Origin of the sequence: Pseudomonas sp. PA-5-4B (assembly GCF_021606215.1) — a bacterium.
Taxonomy (GTDB): domain Bacteria; phylum Pseudomonadota; class Gammaproteobacteria; order Pseudomonadales; family Pseudomonadaceae; genus Aquipseudomonas; species Aquipseudomonas edaphica.
Window position 1 is genome coordinate 1 of record NZ_WKDB01000001.1, and the last position, 19,672, is coordinate 19,672.

The 19,672-nt window shown below is 56.4% G+C and carries 20 protein-coding genes; 16 read left to right on the top strand and 4 right to left on the bottom strand.

Going from position 1 to position 19,672, the window contains the following annotated elements:
- The 4 genes from GIW28_RS00005 to dnaA all read right to left on the bottom strand — a co-directional run.
- Positions 1 to 1,190 (bottom strand): ATP-binding protein (locus GIW28_RS00005; RefSeq protein WP_236490373.1); only part of this gene is annotated, 1,190 nt, incomplete at its 3' end.
- A gap of 4 nt (positions 1,191 to 1,194) precedes the next feature.
- Complete coding sequence (recF, locus tag GIW28_RS00010; RefSeq protein ID WP_099488159.1) at positions 1,195 to 2,298, bottom strand: DNA replication/repair protein RecF; 1,104 nt, start codon at positions 2,296 to 2,298, stop codon at positions 1,195 to 1,197.
- A 20-nt stretch (positions 2,299 to 2,318) separates the two neighbouring features.
- On the bottom strand, positions 2,319 to 3,422 hold the full coding sequence (gene dnaN, locus GIW28_RS00015) for a DNA polymerase III subunit beta (protein WP_017135131.1): 1,104 nt from the start codon (positions 3,420 to 3,422) through the stop codon (positions 2,319 to 2,321).
- 38 nt (positions 3,423 to 3,460) lie between these two features.
- On the bottom strand, positions 3,461 to 4,981 hold the full coding sequence (gene dnaA / locus GIW28_RS00020; RefSeq protein ID WP_017135130.1) for a chromosomal replication initiator protein DnaA: 1,521 nt from the start codon (positions 4,979 to 4,981) through the stop codon (positions 3,461 to 3,463).
- 586 nt (positions 4,982 to 5,567) lie between these two features.
- Between dnaA and rpmH the strand changes: the two genes are divergently transcribed.
- The 16 genes from rpmH to atpG all read left to right on the top strand — a co-directional run bounded on the left by rpmH (position 5,568) and on the right by atpG (position 19,667).
- The gene (gene rpmH / locus GIW28_RS00025) at positions 5,568 to 5,702 is read left to right on the top strand and encodes a 50S ribosomal protein L34 (protein WP_003213577.1); all 135 of its coding nucleotides are present in this window, start codon (positions 5,568 to 5,570) and stop codon (positions 5,700 to 5,702) included.
- Between the two features lie 16 nt (positions 5,703 to 5,718).
- Positions 5,719 to 6,123, top strand: coding sequence for a ribonuclease P protein component (rnpA, locus tag GIW28_RS00030; protein ID WP_026013533.1), 405 nt, complete (start codon positions 5,719 to 5,721; stop codon positions 6,121 to 6,123).
- Positions 6,116 to 6,361, top strand: coding sequence for a membrane protein insertion efficiency factor YidD (gene yidD, locus GIW28_RS00035; protein WP_073636650.1), 246 nt, complete (start codon positions 6,116 to 6,118; stop codon positions 6,359 to 6,361). The genes rnpA and yidD overlap by 8 nt, the downstream gene beginning before the upstream one ends.
- 2 nt (positions 6,362 to 6,363) lie before the next feature.
- On the top strand, positions 6,364 to 8,046 hold the full coding sequence (gene yidC / locus GIW28_RS00040; protein WP_236445634.1) for a membrane protein insertase YidC: 1,683 nt from the start codon (positions 6,364 to 6,366) through the stop codon (positions 8,044 to 8,046).
- Between the two features lie 79 nt (positions 8,047 to 8,125).
- Positions 8,126 to 9,496 (top strand): tRNA uridine-5-carboxymethylaminomethyl(34) synthesis GTPase MnmE, encoded by a 1,371-nt coding sequence (gene mnmE, locus GIW28_RS00045; protein ID WP_099550200.1) that lies wholly within the window; start codon positions 8,126 to 8,128, stop codon positions 9,494 to 9,496.
- A 553-nt stretch (positions 9,497 to 10,049) separates the two neighbouring features.
- Positions 10,050 to 11,942 carry a tRNA uridine-5-carboxymethylaminomethyl(34) synthesis enzyme MnmG gene (mnmG, locus tag GIW28_RS00050; protein WP_099550201.1) on the top strand — a complete coding sequence of 631 codons (1,893 nt, stop codon included), beginning with the start codon at positions 10,050 to 10,052 and terminating at the stop codon, positions 11,940 to 11,942.
- A complete protein-coding gene (gene rsmG / locus GIW28_RS00055) occupies positions 11,939 to 12,583 on the top strand; it encodes a 16S rRNA (guanine(527)-N(7))-methyltransferase RsmG (RefSeq protein ID WP_017135125.1) in 645 nt (214 codons plus the stop codon). The genes mnmG and rsmG overlap by 4 nt, the downstream gene beginning before the upstream one ends.
- An 18-nt stretch (positions 12,584 to 12,601) precedes the next feature.
- Positions 12,602 to 13,399 (top strand): ParA family protein, encoded by a 798-nt coding sequence (locus GIW28_RS00060; RefSeq protein ID WP_016978715.1) that lies wholly within the window; start codon positions 12,602 to 12,604, stop codon positions 13,397 to 13,399.
- A 9-nt stretch (positions 13,400 to 13,408) separates the two neighbouring features.
- On the top strand, positions 13,409 to 14,281 hold the full coding sequence (locus GIW28_RS00065) for a ParB/RepB/Spo0J family partition protein (RefSeq protein WP_169987883.1): 873 nt from the start codon (positions 13,409 to 13,411) through the stop codon (positions 14,279 to 14,281).
- A 148-nt stretch (positions 14,282 to 14,429) separates the two neighbouring features.
- Positions 14,430 to 14,837 (top strand): F0F1 ATP synthase subunit I, encoded by a 408-nt coding sequence (locus tag GIW28_RS00070; protein ID WP_010565865.1) that lies wholly within the window; start codon positions 14,430 to 14,432, stop codon positions 14,835 to 14,837.
- Positions 14,838 to 14,853: 16 nt separating this feature from the next.
- Positions 14,854 to 15,723: a F0F1 ATP synthase subunit A gene (gene atpB / locus GIW28_RS00075; protein WP_017135123.1), complete on the top strand. Its 870-nt coding sequence runs from the start codon at positions 14,854 to 14,856 to the stop codon at positions 15,721 to 15,723.
- Between the two features lie 133 nt (positions 15,724 to 15,856).
- Positions 15,857 to 16,114: a F0F1 ATP synthase subunit C gene (gene atpE, locus GIW28_RS00080; protein ID WP_002555987.1), complete on the top strand. Its 258-nt coding sequence runs from the start codon at positions 15,857 to 15,859 to the stop codon at positions 16,112 to 16,114.
- Positions 16,115 to 16,170: 56 nt separating this feature from the next.
- Positions 16,171 to 16,641, top strand: a complete 471-nt coding sequence (locus tag GIW28_RS00085) for a F0F1 ATP synthase subunit B (RefSeq protein WP_017135122.1) — start codon at positions 16,171 to 16,173, stop codon at positions 16,639 to 16,641.
- A gap of 12 nt (positions 16,642 to 16,653) precedes the next feature.
- Positions 16,654 to 17,190, top strand: coding sequence for a F0F1 ATP synthase subunit delta (locus tag GIW28_RS00090; protein ID WP_017135121.1), 537 nt, complete (start codon positions 16,654 to 16,656; stop codon positions 17,188 to 17,190).
- A 21-nt stretch (positions 17,191 to 17,211) separates the two neighbouring features.
- Positions 17,212 to 18,756, top strand: a complete 1,545-nt coding sequence (atpA, locus tag GIW28_RS00095; RefSeq protein WP_017135120.1) for a F0F1 ATP synthase subunit alpha — start codon at positions 17,212 to 17,214, stop codon at positions 18,754 to 18,756.
- A gap of 50 nt (positions 18,757 to 18,806) precedes the next feature.
- Positions 18,807 to 19,667: a F0F1 ATP synthase subunit gamma gene (gene atpG / locus GIW28_RS00100; RefSeq protein WP_010207685.1), complete on the top strand. Its 861-nt coding sequence runs from the start codon at positions 18,807 to 18,809 to the stop codon at positions 19,665 to 19,667.
- The last annotated feature ends 5 nt before the right edge of the window (positions 19,668 to 19,672 follow it).

Genomic DNA, 19,672 nt, shown 5'->3' on the forward strand with positions numbered 1-19,672 from the left:
CCTTTACGGCGGGTCATCTCACGGGCTTTACGCGCCGCTTCACGGGCACGCGCCGCGTCGATCATCTTGCCGACGACCAGCTTGGCTTCGTTCGGGTTTTCCAGCAGGAAGTCGGAGAAGTACTTGCCCATCTCCTGTTCCACTGCGGTCTTCACTTCGGAAGACACCAGCTTGTCTTTGGTCTGGGAGCTGAACTTTGGATCCGGCACTTTCACCGAGATAATCGCCGTCAGGCCTTCACGCGCATCGTCACCGGTAGTGGCCACTTTGTGCTTCTTGGCCAAGCCTTCCGCTTCGATGTAGGTGTTCAGGTTACGCGTCAGTGCGGAACGGAAACCCACCAAGTGAGTACCGCCGTCGCGCTGTGGAATGTTGTTGGTGAAGCACAACAGGTTCTCGTTGAAGCTGTCGTTCCACTGCAGGGCGATTTCAACGCCGATGCCGTCTTCACGCTGGATGTTGAAGTGGAACACCTGGTTGACCGCAGTCTTGTTGGTGTTCAGGTATTCAACGAACGCACGCAAGCCGCCTTCGTACTTGAACAACTCTTCCTTGCCGCTGCGCTCGTCCTTGAGGATGATACCCACACCGGAGTTAAGGAACGACAGTTCACGAATACGCTTGGCCAGGATGTCCCAGCTGAAGTGGATATTCTTGAAGGTTTCTGCCGAAGGCTTGAAATGGATCTGCGTACCGGTGGATTCACTGTCACCAACGATTTTCATCGGTTCTTGTGGAACACCATGCACGTAGGTCTGTTCCCAGATCTTGCCGCTACGGCGAACAGTCAGGATAAGCTCTTCGGACAGAGCGTTCACCACCGACACACCTACACCGTGCAAACCGCCGGAGACTTTATAGGAGTTGTCGTCGAACTTACCGCCGGCGTGAAGCACGGTCATGATGACCTCTGCCGCCGATACGCCTTCTTCTTTGTGCACATCGACCGGAATACCGCGACCGTTGTCGCGCACGGTGATGGACTCATCCGGGTGGATGATAATGCTGATGTCGTCGCAGTGACCGGCCAAAGCTTCGTCGATGGAGTTGTCGACCACCTCGAACACCATGTGGTGCAGACCGCTACCATCATCGGTGTCGCCGATGTACATACCGGGACGTTTGCGTACGGCATCCAAACCTTTCAGCACTTTAATGCTGGTCGAGTCGTACGTGTTTTCTTCGCTCATGCCTTCACTCCCGATGGTCGTGGGTCTGGGTGATACGGCCCTGTTCCACGTGGAACAAAGCGACTGGCGTTTCCGTCTGCCAGCCTTCCCTCAATAATTCGTGGTCTACACAGGTGATAAACACCTGGCAGCGTAAGTCTTCCAACAAGCGGCATAACGCGCGGCGGTGCTGCTCGTCGAGTTCGGACGGCAAGTCATCCACCAGATAAATACACTGACCGCGCCGGGCTTGGCTAACCAAATGCCCTTGGGCAATACGCAGTGCACACACCACCAACTTTTGCTGACCGCGGGACAAAATATCCGCGGCATTGTGTGCGCCTAATCTAAGGCGCAAGTCAGCACGTTGTGGGCCTGCCTGGGTATGGCCAATTTGCTGATCCCGCTGCAAGGACGTGGCGAGCACTGCGCTCAGCTCACGTTCTTTATCCCAACCACGGTAGTAGCTCAGCGTCAGGCCCTCGAGATCCAACAACTCACTCAAGGTCTGCTCAAAGACTGGTTTCAAGGCTTTGATATAGGCACGGCGGTATTCATCTATTTCGTCACTGGCCAGGCACAGTTCCCGGTCCCAGGCCGCTTGCGAAGCGGCGTCAAGTGTACCATGCCGCAGCCATGAGTTCCGCTGCCGCAGGGCCTTCTGCAGGCGCTGCCAAGTGGCCATGAAGCGCGGTTCCACGTGGAACACTCCCCAATCGAGGAACTGCCTGCGGATTTTCGGTGCACCTTCCAAAAGGCGAAAGCTGTCTGGGTTGATCAGCTGCAGCGGCAGGATTTCTGCCAACTGTGCAGCACTGCGAGCATTTTGCCCGTCAATGCGAATCTGGAAATCACCGCCGCGATCTCGAGATATCCCCAGGGCGCTGTGCCCACCTTCTGCCAGTTCAACCTGGCCAAACACGGTGCAAGCCAGTTGTTCGTATTGAATCACCGGCAACAAGCGAGCACTACGAAAGGAACGGGCAAGCCCAAGCAAATGGACGGCTTCCAGCACGCTGGTTTTGCCGCTGCCGTTGGCGCCGTAAAGGATATTGATGCGGGGGGAGGGGGAGAAGGTCACCGGGTGCAGATTGCGCACCGCGGTGACCGAGACGCGACTGAGGGACATCTAGCTTCTGCTGAGCATGATTACAGGCGCATCGGCATAACAACGTAAGCCGAGTCGTCGTTGTCGGATTCTTGCACCAGGGCACTGCTGTTGGAGTCCGACAGAATCAGGCGAACCTGCTCGGTGGTCATCACGCCCAGTACGTCCAGCAGGTAGCTCACGTTAAAGCCGATCTCCAGCGAGCCGCCATTGTAGTCAACGCCGACTTCTTCTTCCGCTTCTTCCTGCTCCGGGTTATTGGCCTGGATCTTCAGCTGACCGTTGGCCAGTTGCAGACGAATACCACGGTACTTTTCGTTAGACAGAATCGCGGTACGGCTGAACGCTTCACGCAGCGCCTGACGATCGCCGATTACCAGCTTGTCGCCACCTTTTGGCAGCACACGCTCGTAATCCGGGAATTTGCCGTCAACCAGCTTGGACGTGAAGGTGAATTCGCCGGTGGTGGCGCGGATGTGGTGCTGACCCAGGACGATGCTGACATTGCCATCCGGCTCGGTGAGCAGACGCGCCAGTTCCAGGATACCTTTACGCGGCACGATGACCTGGTGACGGTCCGGCTGGCCGATGTCAGCACGCATCGAGCACATGGCCAGGCGGTGACCGTCGGTAGCCACTGCACGGATAACGCCTTCAGCGACCTCCAGCAACATGCCGTTGAGGTAGTAACGCACGTCCTGCTGGGCCATGGCGAAGCTGGTGCGCTCGATCAAACGGCGCAGCTTGCTTTGGTCCAGGCTGCAGGTCAGCGAACCTGGGCCTTCTTCGACGGTAGGGAAGTCATTGGCTGGCAAGGTCGATAGCGTGAAACGGCTGCGACCGGCCTTGACCACCAACTTCTGCTCATCAACCTTGATGTCGATCAGCGCATCGTTGGGCAGGCTCTTGCAGATGTCCATCAGCTTACGTGCCGGCACAGTGATTTCGCCGGGCTCAGCCGGTTCTTCCAGCTGCACACGACCCACCAGTTCGACTTCCAGGTCGGTACCGGTCAAGGACAATTGCTGGCCTTCGACCACCAGCAATACGTTGGAAAGCACCGGCAAGGTCTGTCGGCGCTCGACGACGCCTGCGACCAGTTGCAGGGGTTTCAACAGGGCTTCGCGTTGAATGGTGAAATGCATGGTCTAGTCCCTTGCCTTAATAAGCTGCGCTGGTGTCATCAGGTAGTCAGTGTACGCAGCAGGTTCTTGTAGTCCTCGCGAATATCCGCGTCGGATTCCTTAAGTTCATTGATCTTGCGGCACGCGTGCAAGACCGTGGTGTGGTCGCGACCGCCAAACACATCACCGATTTCCGGCAGGCTGTGGTTGGTCAGCTCTTTGGAGAGCGCCATCGCCACCTGACGTGGACGTGCCACCGAGCGCGAACGGCGCTTGGACAGCAGGTCTGAAATCTTGATCTTGTAGTACTCAGCCACGGTGCGCTGAATGTTATCCACACTCACCAGCTTGTCTTGCAGAGCCAACAGGTCTTTCAGGGATTCGCGAATCAACTCGATGGTGATGTCGCGGCCCATAAAGTGCGAGTGTGCAATGACCCGCTTGAGCGCGCCTTCCAACTCACGCACGTTGGAACGAATGCGTTGGGCGATAAAGAAAGCTGCATCGTGGGGCAGGTCGACTTTTGCCTGGTCGGCCTTTTTCATCAGGATCGCCACACGGGTTTCCAGCTCCGGCGGTTCTACCGCAACGGTCAGGCCCCAGCCAAAGCGTGACTTCAAGCGTTCTTCCAGGCCTTCGATTTCCTTCGGGTAACGGTCACTGGTCAGGATGACCTGTTGGCCGCCTTCGAGCAGCGCGTTGAAGGTGTGGAAAAACTCTTCCTGGGAACGTTCCTTGCGAGCGAAAAATTGAATGTCATCGATCAGCAAAGCGTCCACAGAACGGTAGAAACGCTTGAATTCGTTGATTGCGTTGAGCTGCAAGGCCTTGACCATGTCAGCCACGAAGCGCTCCGAGTGCAGGTACACAACCTTGGCATTCGGGTTCTTCTTTAATAGATGGTTACCCACAGCATGCATCAAGTGGGTCTTACCCAAGCCAACGCCACCATAAAGGAAGAGCGGGTTGTAACCATGCTTGGGGTTATCGGCAACCTGCCAGGCGGCCGCGCGGGCCAACTGGTTGGATTTACCTTCGACGAAGTTCTCAAAGGTAAAGGTGCGGTTCAGGTAACTGGTGTGCTTGAGCGCACCTTCCACCTGCACGGTGCGCTGCTCAGCGCGAACCGGTGCTTGCTGGGAGCTGGCGCCGGCCATCGGGTCAAAGCTGTCACGCGACGGTTCTTCATTTATAGGCGCGTTTTTCTGCGACGAGGATTTCGACGGCGCCTGGGCCACGGGCGCCGGCGAGTTATTAACAGGTGCCGGTGCTGCTTGGGCTTGCGACGCAGCAGCAGCCAGCGGCGCATTCGGCGCAGCGCGAGGTGCAGAGCTGCGTTTGCTGCCTATTAATAAGGAAAGCACGGGCGCGATGCCGTTGCCGTGTTCATCGAGCAATTCGAGAACGCGGCTCAGGTATTTTTCGTTGACCCAGTCGAGAACAAAACGATTCGGCGCGTAGACACGCAACTCGTCGCCTTCGGCTTCGACCTGTAGCGGACGGATCCAGGTGTTGAATTGCTGGGCAGGCAGCTCTTCGCGCAAAAGCTCCACGCACTGCTGCCAAAGTTCCACTGACACGGATATCCCCTAAGTTGAAAGCCGGTGAGGCAAAAACAGCCGCCATTGTAGCGGCCAGACGCCCACTTATCCACATGTAGGTTGTTCACAGAGCAGCCAAAATCAACGTGTTAAGTGCAAAAAAGCCGACCAATGGTCTGTGCATAAGCTCTGTGGATAAGCGCACCTAAGCTCGTTGCACAAGTGGGGTCGAAAGTCTGTGGGTAACTGGCCTGTGGATAACAACCCATTCCACCCACAGCTTATCCGACAGCGCAGCACAGGCAGAGCACCGTTTTCCCCCGTACTTGTCATTCTCTGTACAGCAGGTGGAATATGGCCTCAAGGCAGTTATCCACAGATGATCGCCTGCCTAGCTTTTATAAGCTTTACAGAAAAGCTTTAAATAACTTCCTTCTTTATTTTTATATCTATGGCATTGCTCGTGAAAGCCCGGCCGACAGAAAAGGACCGATTACCTGTAGAAGATCTAATTGAAGGAAAAGCTGGTTGGAAATTGACCTAGAGGCTTGCTTTCTCTAGAATCGCCGGTCTCTTAAAACGGGGGCCATTCCGGCCCGTTGTGGACGAACCAGGTAACAACGCCATGAAACGTACTTTCCAACCAAGCACCATCAAACGCGCCCGTACTCACGGCTTCCGTGCTCGCATGGCTACCAAGAACGGCCGTGCTGTCCTGTCGCGTCGCCGCGCCAAAGGTCGTGCGCGTCTGGCAGTTTGATAATCCGGTACTGGTGGTGAGTCAGGACTTCAGTCGGGAAAAGCGTCTGCTAACCCCCCGGCATTTCAAGGCAGTCTTTGACTCCCCCACCGGCAAGGTTCCGGGGAAAAATCTCCTGCTCCTTGCGCGTAACAACGATCTGGATCACCCCCGTCTCGGGTTGGTGATCGGCAAGAAGAGCGTAAAGCTCTCCGTTGAGCGCAATCGCCTCAAGCGTCTGATGCGCGAATCGTTTCGCCTCCACCAGGACACTCTGGTTGGTTGGGATATTGTTATCGTCGCGCGCAAAGGCTTGGGGGATGTAGAAAACCCCGAATTGATTCAGCATTTCGGCAAGCTCTGGAAACGTTTGGCGCGTACCAACAAGCCAGCACCAGCAGTCAGCACCGAAACTGTAGGGGTAGACAGCACCAATGCGTAAACTGGCACTCGTTCCGATCCAGTTTTACCGTTATGCCATTAGTCCTCTGATGGCCGACCACTGTCGTTTCTACCCCAGTTGTTCCTGCTACGCGTTAGAGGCCATAGAAAATCATGGTCTTCTGCGCGGTGGCTGGCTGGCCTTTCGTCGTTTAGGCCGCTGTCATCCGTGGAATCCCGGTGGTTTCGACCCGGTTCCACCTATCCCTACCTCCCGTTCTTCTTCGATGGCCGAGTAATCATGGATATTAAACGCACGATCCTGATCGTCGCCCTGGCAATCGTGTCCTACGTCATGGTTCTTAAGTGGAACCAGGACTACGGCCAGGCTGCCCTGCCGACTCAGAATGTTGCTACCAATCAGGCTGCGCCGGCTATTCCGGACACCCCGCTGGGTAACAATGCGTCCGCGAGTGCCGATGTTCCCAGCGCGAATGGCGAGACAAGCGCCCCTCTAGAAACGCCAGTGGTCACCAATAAAGACCTCATCCACGTGAAAACGGATGTGCTCGACCTGGCTATCGACCCACAAGGTGGTGATATCGCGCAGTTGAAACTGCCGCTGTATCCACGTCGCCAAGACCATCCGGATGTTCCGTTCCAACTGTTCGATAACGGTGGTGAACGTACTTATCTGGCGCAAAGCGGCCTGACCGGCACTGACGGTCCTGATGCTCGTGCTACCGGTCGTCCGGTTTATTCGACCGAACAGAAGACTTATCAACTGGCTGATGGCCAGAACCAGTTGAATGTCGACCTGAAATTCAGCCTCGACGGCGTCAACTACATCAAGCGTTTCAGCTTCACCCGTGGTTTGTACGACTTGAAGGTCACTTACCTGATCGACAACGAAAGCGCCAAGCCATGGACGGGCAACCTGTTTGCCCAGCTCAAGCGTGACAACAGCGCCGATCCTTCTTCCAGCACCGCCACCGGCACTGCGACTTACCTGGGCGCCGCCCTGTGGACAAGTAGCGAGCCGTACAAAAAAGTGTCGATGAAAGATATCGACAAGGGCGCGCTGAAAGAAACCGTCCAAGGTGGCTGGGTTGCCTGGTTGCAACACTACTTCGTGACCGCATGGATCCCGAACAAGGGTGAAGCCAACCTGGTTCAAACCCGCAAAGACAGCCAAGGCAACTACATCATTGGTTTTACTGGCCCGGCGTTGACCGTCGCTCCAGGTGCCAGGGCTGAAACCAGCACTACCCTGTACGCCGGCCCGAAAAGCCAGGCTGTGCTCAAAGAGTTGTCCCCAGGTCTGGAACTGACTGTGGATTACGGCATTCTGTGGTTCATTGCCCAGCCTATTTTCTGGCTGCTGCAACATATCCACAGCATTGTGGGTAACTGGGGCTTCTCGATCATCTTCCTGACCATGCTGATCAAAGGGATTTTCTTCCCTCTGTCGGCAGCCAGCTATAAGTCGATGGCGCGCATGCGTGCCGTTGCGCCGAAACTGGCCGCTCTGAAAGAGCAACATGGTGACGACCGGCAGAAAATGTCGCAGGCCATGATGGAGCTGTACAAGAAAGAGAAGATCAACCCGCTGGGTGGTTGCTTGCCGATTCTGGTGCAGATGCCGGTATTCCTGTCGCTGTACTGGGTTCTCCTGGAAAGCGTCGAAATGCGCCAGGCACCGTTCATTCTGTGGATAACTGACCTGTCGATTAAAGACCCGTTCTTTATTCTGCCGATCATCATGGGCGCGACCATGTTTATCCAGCAGCGTCTGAACCCGACTCCGCCGGACCCGATGCAGGCCAAGGTCATGAAGATGATGCCAATCATCTTCACCTTCTTCTTCCTGTGGTTCCCAGCCGGTCTGGTGCTGTACTGGGTGGTCAACAACGTGTTGTCGATCTCTCAACAGTGGTACATCACACGTAAAATCGAAGCGGCTACCAAAAAAGCTGCGGCGTAATTTACTCTGTGGATAACCACTCAAGACGCCCCCTAGTGGGGCGTTTTGCTTTCTGTCACTTTTGTTCTGGAACCTGCTGATGAGCGCTCCTCGTGAAACCATCGCTGCTGTCGCTACCGCTCAAGGTCGCGGCGGTGTTGGTATCGTTAGAATTTCCGGGCCGCTGGCCAGCGTGGCGGCCCAGGCCATCAGCGGCCGTGAGTTGAAACCCCGATATGCCCATTACGGGCCGTTCCTGGATGCTGATGAAACGGTATTGGATGAGGGGCTGGCGCTGTATTTCCCCGGCCCTAACTCGTTCACCGGCGAAGACGTGCTGGAACTGCAGGGCCATGGTGGCCCGGTAGTGCTGGATATGTTGCTGCAGCGTTGCCTGCAATTGGGCTGCCGTCTGGCGCGCCCAGGCGAATTCAGCGAGCGGGCATTCCTTAACGACAAACTGGACCTGGCCCAGGCCGAGGCGATTGCGGATTTGATCGAGGCCAGTTCTGCACAGGCGGCGCGCAATGCGTTGCGCTCACTGCAGGGCGCTTTTTCCCTGCGTGTGCATAACTTGACCGAACAGTTGATCAGTCTGCGCATCTACGTCGAGGCTGCGATTGACTTCCCAGAGGAAGAAATCGACTTCCTCGCTGATGGCCACGTCCTGGCGATGCTGGATAAAGTTCGCGACGAGTTATCCACCGTACTGCGCGAGGCCGGGCAGGGTGCTTTGCTGCGTGACGGCATGACGGTAGTGATTGCCGGGCGACCCAATGCCGGCAAGTCCAGCCTGCTCAATGCGCTGGCTGGCCGAGAAGCCGCGATCGTCACCGAGATTGCCGGCACCACCCGGGACATCTTGCGCGAACATATCCACATCGATGGTATGCCGCTGCACGTGGTCGACACCGCCGGCTTGCGCGATACCGAAGACCAGGTAGAAAAGATCGGCGTGGAACGGGCGCTCAAGGCGATCAGTGAAGCGGACCGCGTATTGCTGGTGGTGGATGCCACTGCGCCAGAGGCTGCGGATCCTTTTGCCCTGTGGCCGGAATTTCTCGAGCAACGGCCAGACCCGGCCAAAGTCACCTTGATCCGCAACAAGGCCGATTTGACTGGTGAAGCCATTGCCATGGAGACCAGCGACGATGGCCACGTGACCATCAGCCTGAGCGCAAAGTCAGCTGGCGATGGGTTGGAATTGCTGCGCGACCACCTCAAAGCCTGCATGGGCTATGAGCAGACCTCCGAAAGCAGCTTCAGCGCACGCCGCAGGCACCTGGAAGCGCTGCGCCATGCCAGCGCGGCGTTGGAGCACGGTCGGGCTCAGTTGACCTTGGCGGGGGCTGGCGAGCTGCTGGCTGAGGATTTACGCCAGGCGCAGCAGCTGTTGGGTGAGATTACCGGCGCTTTCAGCTCGGATGATCTGCTCGGAAGGATCTTTTCCAGCTTCTGCATCGGTAAATAACCCTTCGTTGTCCACAGGCAGGCCATTCGCGCCTGCCTGTTTCGCCCGCCTCAGGGCATTCAATTCCCATTTTTGACTCATTACCTAAAAGGCAGGTGGCTTTTGCGTGGGCGAGATTTGGCCATGCAAGCCATTTTCTGTGGATTAAGCCCTGTGAATAACCGCACCTGTGCCCAGTTGATAACAGGGCTTGAAACCTGAGCAAAACCCCCTCTGTGGATAACCACCCCTTTAATCCACAGGCTTAAAGCACTTATCCAAGGGCCTCATTGGCACATGACCACAGACTTTTGAATCTCTGTACACGACGTAAATAGAGGCTTGTAGAGATCTATCCACAGAAAGTAGGCTCAGTAGAAATAAACATAAAAACAAAGATCTTATAAATTTCTTCTTTTTTAATTTCTATTGTCTGTGATTCATCCACAGCTGGTTAAATTTTGTGCAAAGGGTTCTTTAGGAAGGGCTAAGTCCCTATACTTGCCGCCATAGCTCTAAAACTCTTTCAACAAACAATTCCTGATTACCTACATAAGCAGGCACGAGGTGCGTGGTGGATTTCCCTTCCCGTTTTGAAGTGATCGTCATCGGCGGCGGTCATGCCGGTACCGAGGCAGCACTGGCGTCAGCACGCATGGGCGTTAAAACCCTGTTGTTGACGCACAACGTGGAAACCCTCGGTGCCATGAGTTGCAACCCCGCCATCGGTGGGATCGGCAAAAGCCATCTGGTTAAAGAAATTGATGCCCTTGGCGGTGTCATGGCCATGGCTACCGACAAAGGTGGTATTCAATTTCGCGTGCTCAACAGCCGCAAAGGCCCGGCCGTACGCGCTACTCGGGCACAGGCCGACCGCATCCTGTACAAGGCTGCGGTACGTGAAACCCTGGAAAACCAGCCGAACCTGTGGATATTTCAACAGGCTGCCGATGATCTGATCGTCGAACAGGACGTGGTGAAGGGCGTTGTCACCCAGATGGGCCTGCGTTTCTTCGCAGAATCCGTGGTGTTGACCACCGGCACATTCCTGGGCGGACTTATCCACATCGGTATGCAGAACTATTCCGGCGGTCGCGCCGGTGATCCGCCATCGATTGCCCTGGCAAAACGCCTGCGCGAGTTACCACTGCGAGTCGGTCGCTTGAAAACAGGTACCCCGCCGCGTATCGACGGGCGTTCTGTGGATTTCTCGGTGATGACCGAACAAGCCGGTGATACACCAATCCCGGTCATGTCGTTCATGGGTTCCAAAGAGCAGCACCCGAAACAGGTGAGCTGCTGGATTACCCACACCAACGCCCGCACCCACGAGATCATTGCCGCGAACCTCGACCGTTCGCCGATGTATTCCGGGGTGATTGAAGGCATTGGCCCGCGTTATTGCCCTTCGATCGAAGACAAGATCCATCGCTTTGCCGACAAGGAAAGCCACCAGGTCTTCATCGAGCCCGAAGGCTTGACCACCCATGAGCTGTACCCGAACGGGATTTCCACGTCCTTGCCGTTCGACGTGCAAATTCAGATCGTGCAGTCGATTCGCGGCATGGAAAACGCCCACATCGTGCGTCCGGGCTACGCCATCGAGTACGACTACTTCGACCCGCGTGATCTGAAGTACAGCCTCGAAACCAAAGTCATTGCCGGTCTGTTTTTCGCTGGCCAAATCAATGGCACCACCGGTTACGAAGAAGCCGGCGCCCAAGGTTTGCTGGCCGGGACCAACGCAGCACTGCGCGCGCAGGGCAAAGACAGCTGGTGCCCGCGTCGCGATGAAGCGTACATCGGCGTATTGGTCGATGACCTGATTACCCTGGGCACCCAGGAACCGTATCGGATGTTCACGTCCCGGGCGGAATACCGTTTGATCCTGCGCGAAGACAACGCCGACCTGCGCCTGACCGAAAAAGGTCGCGAGCTGGGCCTGGTCGATGACGCGCGTTGGGCAGCCTTCTGCAAAAAACGCGAAAGCATCACGCTCGAAGAGCAACGTCTGAAAAGTACCTGGGTTCGCCCAGGCACCGAGCAGGGCGATGCGATTGCGGAAAAATTCGGTACGCCGCTGACCCACGAATACAACCTGCTGAACCTGCTGTCCCGTCCGGAAATCGACTACGCTGGCTTGGTCGAAGTGACAGGCCAGGGCGCAGAAGACCCACAGGTTGCCGAGCAGGTCGAGATCAAGACCAAATACGCCGGTTACATTGACCGCCAGCAGGATGAGATCGCTCGCCTGCGCGCCAGTGAAGACACCAAGCTGCCTGTGGATATCGATTACACCGGGATTTCGGGGTTGTCGAAAGAAATCCAAAGCAAGCTGGGGATAACTCGGCCGGAGACTCTTGGTCAGGCTTCACGTATTCCCGGCGTCACTCCGGCAGCGATTTCGCTGTTGATGATTCATTTGAAAAAACGCGGCGCGGGCCGTCAGTTGGAGCAAAGCGCTTGAGTTCGTTGGTCACCTCGCAACACGCCGAAGAATTATCCACAGGTGCGCGCCAGTTAGGCGTGGACCTGACCGCAGCCCAGCACGAATTACTGCTCGGCTACCTGGCCCTGTTGATCAAATGGAACAAGGCTTACAACCTGACTGCGGTGCGTAACCCCGACGAAATGGTTTCGCGTCATTTGCTCGACAGTTTGAGCGTGATGCCGTTTATCGAAAACGGCCGTTGGCTTGACGTGGGCAGTGGCGGTGGGATGCCAGGCATTCCGCTGGCGATCCTGTTTCCCGAGTCGCAAGTGACGTGCCTGGACAGCAACGGCAAGAAAACCCGCTTCCTGACCCAGGTAAAACTCGAGCTCAAGCTGGAAAACCTGCAAGTTATCCACAGTCGGGTCGAAGAGTTCACACCTGAACTGCCTTTCAATGGAATTGTTTCCCGGGCATTCAGCAGCATGGAGAACTTCAGCAATTGGACTCGCCACCTGGGCGACCGCGACACCCGCTGGCTGGCAATGAAGGGCGTTCATCCAAGCGACGAGCTGTTAGCATTGCCGACAGACTTCCACCTCGATAGCGAACACGCCTTGGCCGTACCCGGTTGCCAAGGCCAACGCCATCTGCTGATACTGCGCCGCACGGCATGATTGGGAACACAAGCAAGAATGGCTAAGGTATTCGCGATAGCGAACCAGAAAGGTGGCGTGGGCAAAACCACCACCTGCATCAACCTCGCAGCATCCCTGGTCGCCACCAAGCGTCGGGTGCTGTTGATCGATCTCGATCCACAGGGCAACGCCACCATGGGTAGCGGTGTGGATAAACACGGCCTGGAAAATTCGGTCTACGACTTGCTGATCGGCGAGTGTGACCTGGCCCAGGCCATGCACTACTCCGAGCACGGTGGTTATCAACTGCTGCCGGCCAACCGCGATTTGACCGCGGCGGAAGTGGTGCTGCTCGAAATGCAGATGAAAGAAAGCCGTCTGCGCAGCGCCTTGGCGCCGATCCGCGAGAATTACGATTACATTTTGATCGACTGCCCACCGTCGCTGTCGATGCTCACGCTCAACGCATTGGTTGCCGCCGATGGGGTGATTATCCCCATGCAGTGCGAGTATTACGCACTGGAAGGCTTGAGCGACCTTGTGGATAACATCAAGCGAATCGCTGAGCTGCTGAACCCGAACCTGCAGATCGAGGGTCTGCTGCGTACGATGTTCGATCCGCGCCTGAGCCTGATGAACGATGTGTCGGCGCAGCTCAAGGAACACTTTGGTGATCAGTTGTACGACACCGTGATCCCACGCAACATCCGCCTGGCCGAAGCGCCAAGCTACGGCATGCCCGCGCTGGCGTACGACAAATCATCGCGTGGCGCCATTGCCTACCTGGCACTGGCCGGCGAGATGGTTCGCCGTCAACGCCGCAATTCACGCACCGCTGCAGCCCAGCCAACTTAAGGAATCCCCATGGCCGTTAAGAAACGAGGTCTCGGACGTGGACTGGATGCACTGCTGAGTGGTCCGACTGTCACTTCGCTTGAAGAACAAGCGGTACAGGCCGATGAGCGCGAGCTGCAACATTTGCCGCTGGACTTGATCCAGCGCGGCAAATACCAGCCACGCCGCGATATGGACCCTCAGGCGCTGGAAGAACTGGCCAACTCGATCAAGGCCCAGGGCGTGATGCAGCCGATTGTGGTGCGCCCGATCGGCGGCGGTCGGTTTGAAATCATCGCCGGCGAACGCCGCTGGCGCGCAAGCCAGCAGGCCGGAAAGGAAACTATCCCGGCGATGGTGCGCGATGTACCGGATGAAACCGCCATCGCCATGGCGTTGATCGAAAACATCCAGCGTGAAGACCTCAACCCGGTTGAAGAAGCGATCGCGTTGCAGCGTTTGCAGCAGGAATTCCAGCTGACCCAGCAACAAGTGGCCGACGCGGTGGGTAAGTCCCGCGTCACGGTGTCCAACTTGCTGCGTCTGATCGCGTTGCCGGAAGTCATCAAGACCATGTTGTCCCACGGCGACCTGGAAATGGGTCATGCCCGTGCTTTGCTCGGTTTGCCGGAAAATCAACAGGTTGAAGGGGCGCGACACGTTGTCGCACGAGGGCTCACGGTGCGTCAGACTGAGGCGCTGGTTCGCCAGTGGCTGAGCGGCAAACCTGCACCGGTCGAACCCGCCAAACCTGATCCGGATATCGCACGCCTCGAGCAGCGCCTGGCCGAGCGGCTGGGCTCTGCGGTACAAATTCGCCACGGCAAGAAGGGCAAAGGGCAATTGGTTATCGGATATAACTCGCTTGACGAGCTTCAGGGCGTCCTTGCCCACATCCGCTGAAACATTTGCTTATGTAGCGCGCGATCGGAAAACACTACCCGACAGTTGAATAGGGGCTGAACCGCCCCTATACTCTGCGCGCATTTTGTCGGCACAAATTATGCCAAGTTATTGATTCTCGGCAGCCGACCATTGAGGAGCAAAAGTGATGGAAACCCGCACGCCAAACACGTTGCCGTTCCATCGCTTGGCCGTTTTCCCGGTTTTATTGGCTCAATTTGTCATTCTACTGATCGCCGCGTTGGCGCTTTGGTACTGGCATGGAGTCGTAGCCGGATATTCAGGACTCTGCGGAGGCCTGATAGCCTTGCTGCCCAATATGTATTTTGCTCACAGGGCCTTTCGGTTTTCCGGCGCCCGAGCAGCCCAGGCTATCGTCCGGTCATTTTATGCCGGCGAGGCGGGGAAACTGATTTTGACGGCAGTGCTGTTTGCACTGACCTTTGCAGGTGTGAAGCCATTGGCGCCGCTGGCTGTATTCGGCGTCTTCGTGTTGACCCAACTGGTCAGCTGGTTCGCTCCCCTGCTAATGAAAACAAGACTTTCGAAACCTTAGGGCGTTTGAGGCAACCATGGCAGAAACAACCGCTTCGGGCTATATCCAGCACCACTTGCAGAACCTGACCTTCGGTCAGCTTCCCAACGGCGGCTGGGGCTTCGCCCACACCGCAGCAGAAGCCAAAGAAATGGGTTTCTGGGCTTTCCACCTGGATACTCTGGGCTGGTCGGTCGCATTGGGTCTGATCTTCGTCCTGATTTTCCGCATGGCGGCAAAAAAGGCGACTTCCGGTCAGCCAGGTGCTTTGCAGAACTTCGTTGAAGTATTGGTCGAATTCGTCGATGGCAGCGTGAAAGACAGCTTCCATGGCCGTAGCCCGGTGATTGCACCGCTGGCACTGACCATCTTCGTCTGGGTGTTCCTGATGAACGCCGTCGACCTGATCCCGGTTGACTGGATTCCTCAGCTCGCCATGGCGATCAGCGGCGATCCGCATATTCCATTCCGTGCCGTATCGACCACTGACCCTAACGCTACCCTGGGCATGGCCTTGTCGGTATTCGCGTTGATCATTTTCTACAGCATCAAGATCAAGGGCATCGGCGGCTTCATCGGCGAACTGACCCTGCACCCGTTCGGCAGTAAGAACATTTTCGTTCAAGCCCTGCTGATCCCGGTGAACTTCCTGCTGGAATTCGTCACCCTGATCGCCAAGCCTATCTCCCTGGCTCTGCGACTGTTCGGCAACATGTATGCCGGCGAGCTGGTGTTCATTCTGATCGCTGTGATGTTCGGCAGTGGTCTGCTCTGGCTTAGCGGCCTGGGCATTGTTCTGCAGTGGGCGTGGGCTGTGTTCCACATCCTGATCATCACCCTGCAGGCCTTCATCTTCATGATGCTGACCATTGTCTACCTGTCGATGGCGCACGAAGAGAACCATTAAGACCGGTCTCGACTAGTCTGATGTCCTTCCCGGTGAAACGGGAAGGTGGCCCACCAGGGCTATGAAACGATTTGTTTTACCGCTTTAAAATCTAAAAAACCTAAACCATACGACGTAAAAGTCGGGAGGAAAGATGGAAACTGTAGTTGGTCTAACCGCTATCGCTGTTGCACTGTTGATCGGCCTGGGCGCCCTGGGTACTGCCATTGGTTTCGGCCTGCTGGGCGGCAAGTTCCTGGAAGGCGCAGCGCGTCAGCCAGAAATGGTCCCAATGCTGCAGGTTAAAATGTTCATCGTTGCCGGTCTGCTCGACGCCGTGACCATGATCGGTGTTGGTATCGCTCTGTTCTTCACCTTCGCGAACCCCTTCGTTGGTCAACTCGCCGGTTAATCACTCGTTTTTTCGAGTGATTGGTGTGTTGTGCAACGAACGAGCGAGGTATTGGCGTGAACATTAATGCAACCATTATTGGTCAGTCCTTAGCGTTCTTGATTTTTGTCGTTTTCTGCATGAAGTTCGTATGGCCTCCGGTCATCGCAGCTTTGCACGAACGTCAGAAGAAGATCGCGGATGGACTGGACGCTGCCACCCGTGCAGCTCGCGACCTGGAGTTGGCCCAAGAGAAAGCGGGCCATCAACTGCGCGATGCTAAGGCACAGGCAGCTGAAATCATTGAGCAAGCCAAGAAACGCGGTAATCAGATTGTTGAAGAGGCTGTTGAAAAAGCCCGTATCGACGCTGACCGTGTGAAGGTTCAGGCTCAGGCCGAGATCGAGCAGGAATTGAACAGTGTCAAAGATGCGCTGCGTGCCCAACTGGGTGCTCTGGCCGTCGGCGGTGCTGAGAAGATCCTGGGTGCCACAATCGATCAAAACGCGCACGCGGAGCTGGTTAACAAACTGGCTGCTGAAATCTAAGCGAGGGCGATCATGGCAGAATTGACCACGTTGGCCCGACCTTACGCTAAGGCAGCCTTCGAGCACGCCCAGGCCCACCAGCAGCTGGCCTCTTGGTCAGCCATGCTCGGCCTGGCTGCAGCAGTGTCGCAAGACGACACCATGCAGCGCGTGCTCAAGGCCCCGCGACTGACGAGCGCAGACAAGGCCGCCACTTTTATTGAAGTGTGCGGCGACAAGTTTGATGTGAAGGTACAGAACTTCATCCACGTCGTTGCCGAAAACGACCGTCTCCCGCTTTTGCCGGAGATCGCCGCTCTGTTCGACCTGTACAAGGCCGAAGAAGAGAAGTCGGTAGACGTTGAAGTGACCAGTGCTTTTGCATTGAACCAAGAACAGCAAGACAAACTCGCCAAGGTTCTCAGTGCACGACTCAATCGGGAAGTGCGCCTGCAAGCTTCGGAGGACGCATCCCTGATTGGTGGTGTTGTTATCCGTGCCGGCGACCTGGTTATCGATGGCTCGATTCGCGGCAAAATCGCGAAACTTGCCGAAGCATTGAAATCTTGAGTTTGAAGGGGCAGCAGAGCAATGCAGCAACTCAATCCTTCCGAAATAAGTGAAATTATCAAGGGCCGCATCGACAAGCTCGATGTGACCTCCCAAGCCCGTAACGAAGGCACTGTCGTCAGCGTATCTGACGGCATCGTGCGGATTCACGGTCTGGCCGACGTCATGTACGGCGAGATGATCGAGTTTCCGGGCGGCGTCTACGGTATGGCCCTCAACCTGGAGCAAGACTCCGTAGGTGCCGTTGTATTGGGCGCGTACACCAGTCTGGCTGAAGGCATGAGCGCCAAGTGCACAGGCCGCATCCTGGAAGTTCCGGTTGGTAAGGAACTGCTGGGTCGCGTAGTCGACGCACTGGGTAACCCTGTTGACGGTAAAGGTCCACTGGGCAACACCGAGACCGACGCGGTCGAGAAAGTTGCTCCAGGCGTGATCTGGCGTAAGTCGGTAGACCAGCCTGTACAGACTGGCTACAAGGCTGTCGATGCCATGATCCCAGTCGGCCGTGGCCAGCGTGAGCTGATCATCGGTGACCGTCAGATCGGTAAAACCGCTCTGGCGATCGACGCGATCATCAACCAGAAAGACAGCGGCATTTTCTGCGTCTACGTAGCCATTGGTCAGAAGCAATCGACCATCGCCAACGTGGTTCGCAAGCTGGAAGAAAACGGCGCCCTGGCCAACACGATCATCGTGGCTGCCAGTGCTTCGGAATCTCCTGCGCTGCAATTCCTGGCACCGTACTCCGGTTGCACCATGGGTGAATTCTTCCGCGACCGCGGTGAAGACGCGCTGATCGTTTATGACGATCTGTCCAAGCAAGCAGTGGCTTACCGCCAGATTTCCCTGCTGCTGCGCCGTCCACCAGGCCGTGAAGCTTACCCAGGCGACGTGTTCTATCTCCACTCCCGTCTGCTGGAGCGCGCATCCCGCGTTTCGGAAGAATACGTAGAGAAGTTCACCAACGGCGCAGTGACCGGCAAAACCGGTTCCCTGACCGCACTGCCGATCATCGAAACCCAGGCTGGCGACGTTTCCGCGTTCGTTCCGACCAACGTGATTTCCATCACCGACGGTCAGATCTTCCTGGAATCGGCCATGTTCAACTCCGGGATCCGTCCTGCTGTGAACGCCGGTGTTTCGGTATCCCGTGTGGGTGGTGCCGCTCAGACCAAGATCATCAAGAAGCTCTCCGGTGGTATCCGTACCGCTCTGGCTCAGTACCGTGAACTGGCGGCATTCGCCCAGTTCGCTTCTGACCTGGACGAAGCGACCCGTAAGCAACTTGAGCATGGTCAGCGCGTTACCGAGCTGATGAAGCAGAAGCAATACGCCCCAATGTCGATCGCTGACATGGCGTTGTCGCTGTATGCCGCTGAGCGTGGGTTCCTGACTGACGTCGAAATCACCAAGGTCGGCAGCTTTGAACAAGCGCTGATTGCTTACTTCAACCGCGATCACGCCGACTTGTTGGCCAAGATCAACGTGAAGGGTGACTTCAATGACGAAATCGACGCTGGCATGAAAGCCGGTATCGAGAAGTTCAAGGCCACCCAAACCTGGTAAGCCGCAGCGGGAGCCGCAAGGCTCCCGCTTGCTAACCTGATAGGTGTTACATGGCAGGCGCAAAAGAGATTCGCAGTAAGATTGCGAGCATCAAAAGCACGCAAAAGATTACCAGCGCCATGGAAAAAGTGGCGGTCAGCAAAATGCGCAAGGCACAAATGCGCATGGCTGCTAGCCGTCCTTATGCGGAGCGTATCCGCCAGGTAATTGGGCATTTGGCTAACGCCAACCCGGAATACCGCCACCCGTTCATGATCGACCGCGAAGTTAAGCGTGTGGGTTATGTGGTAGTGAGCAGTGACCGTGGTTTGTGCGGTGGTCTGAATACCAACCTGTTCAAGGCCCTGGTCAAGGACATGGCGGTAAACCGCGAAAAGGGCGTCGAGATCGATCTGTGTGTAGTTGGTAGCAAGGGTGCGGCCTTTTTCCGCAACTTCGGCGGTAACGTCGTTGCAGCTATCAGCCACCTGGGTGAAGAGCCGTCGATCAATGATTTGATCGGCAGTGTGAAGGTGATGCTGGATGCGTACCTGGAAGGCCGGATTGACCGCCTGTCCGTGGTATCCAACAAGTTCATCAACACCATGACCCAGCAGCCAACCGTGGAGCAATTGATTCCACTGGTGGCGACTCCGGATCAGGAACTCAAGCACCACTGGGACTACCTCTACGAACCAGACGCCAAAGAGCTGCTTGACGGCTTGATGGTGCGCTACGTGGAGTCGCAGGTGTACCAGGCGGTGGTCGAGAACAACGCAGCTGAACAAGCGGCGCGGATGATCGCGATGAAAAACGCTACCGATAACGCCGGTGATCTGATCAGCGATTTGCAGCTGATCTACAACAAGGCGCGTCAGGCTGCGATCACCCAAGAGATCTCGGAAATCGTCGGCGGCGCTGCCGCGGTTTAACGGTT

What these genes read in the sequence shown, in the direction of transcription:
- GIW28_RS00090 (WP_017135121.1), top strand. Translation starts at nt 16,654, where the DNA reads ATGGCAGAATTGACCACGTTGGCCCGACCTTACGCTAAGGCAGCCTTC.
- atpA (WP_017135120.1), top strand. Translation starts at nt 17,212, where the DNA reads ATGCAGCAACTCAATCCTTCCGAAATAAGTGAAATTATCAAGGGCCGC.
- atpB (WP_017135123.1), top strand. Translation starts at nt 14,854, where the DNA reads ATGGCAGAAACAACCGCTTCGGGCTATATCCAGCACCACTTGCAGAAC.
- atpE (WP_002555987.1), top strand. Translation starts at nt 15,857, where the DNA reads ATGGAAACTGTAGTTGGTCTAACCGCTATCGCTGTTGCACTGTTGATC.
- rpmH (WP_003213577.1), top strand. Translation starts at nt 5,568, where the DNA reads ATGAAACGTACTTTCCAACCAAGCACCATCAAACGCGCCCGTACTCAC.
- atpG (WP_010207685.1), top strand. Translation starts at nt 18,807, where the DNA reads ATGGCAGGCGCAAAAGAGATTCGCAGTAAGATTGCGAGCATCAAAAGC.
- GIW28_RS00060 (WP_016978715.1), top strand. Translation starts at nt 12,602, where the DNA reads ATGGCTAAGGTATTCGCGATAGCGAACCAGAAAGGTGGCGTGGGCAAA.
- mnmE (WP_099550200.1), top strand. Translation starts at nt 8,126, where the DNA reads ATGAGCGCTCCTCGTGAAACCATCGCTGCTGTCGCTACCGCTCAAGGT.
- GIW28_RS00070 (WP_010565865.1), top strand. Translation starts at nt 14,430, where the DNA reads ATGGAAACCCGCACGCCAAACACGTTGCCGTTCCATCGCTTGGCCGTT.
- GIW28_RS00065 (WP_169987883.1), top strand. Translation starts at nt 13,409, where the DNA reads ATGGCCGTTAAGAAACGAGGTCTCGGACGTGGACTGGATGCACTGCTG.
- dnaN (WP_017135131.1), bottom strand. Translation starts at nt 3,422, where the DNA reads ATGCATTTCACCATTCAACGCGAAGCCCTGTTGAAACCCCTGCAACTG.
- recF (WP_099488159.1), bottom strand. Translation starts at nt 2,298, where the DNA reads ATGTCCCTCAGTCGCGTCTCGGTCACCGCGGTGCGCAATCTGCACCCG.
- yidD (WP_073636650.1), top strand. Translation starts at nt 6,116, where the DNA reads ATGCGTAAACTGGCACTCGTTCCGATCCAGTTTTACCGTTATGCCATT.
- yidC (WP_236445634.1), top strand. Translation starts at nt 6,364, where the DNA reads ATGGATATTAAACGCACGATCCTGATCGTCGCCCTGGCAATCGTGTCC.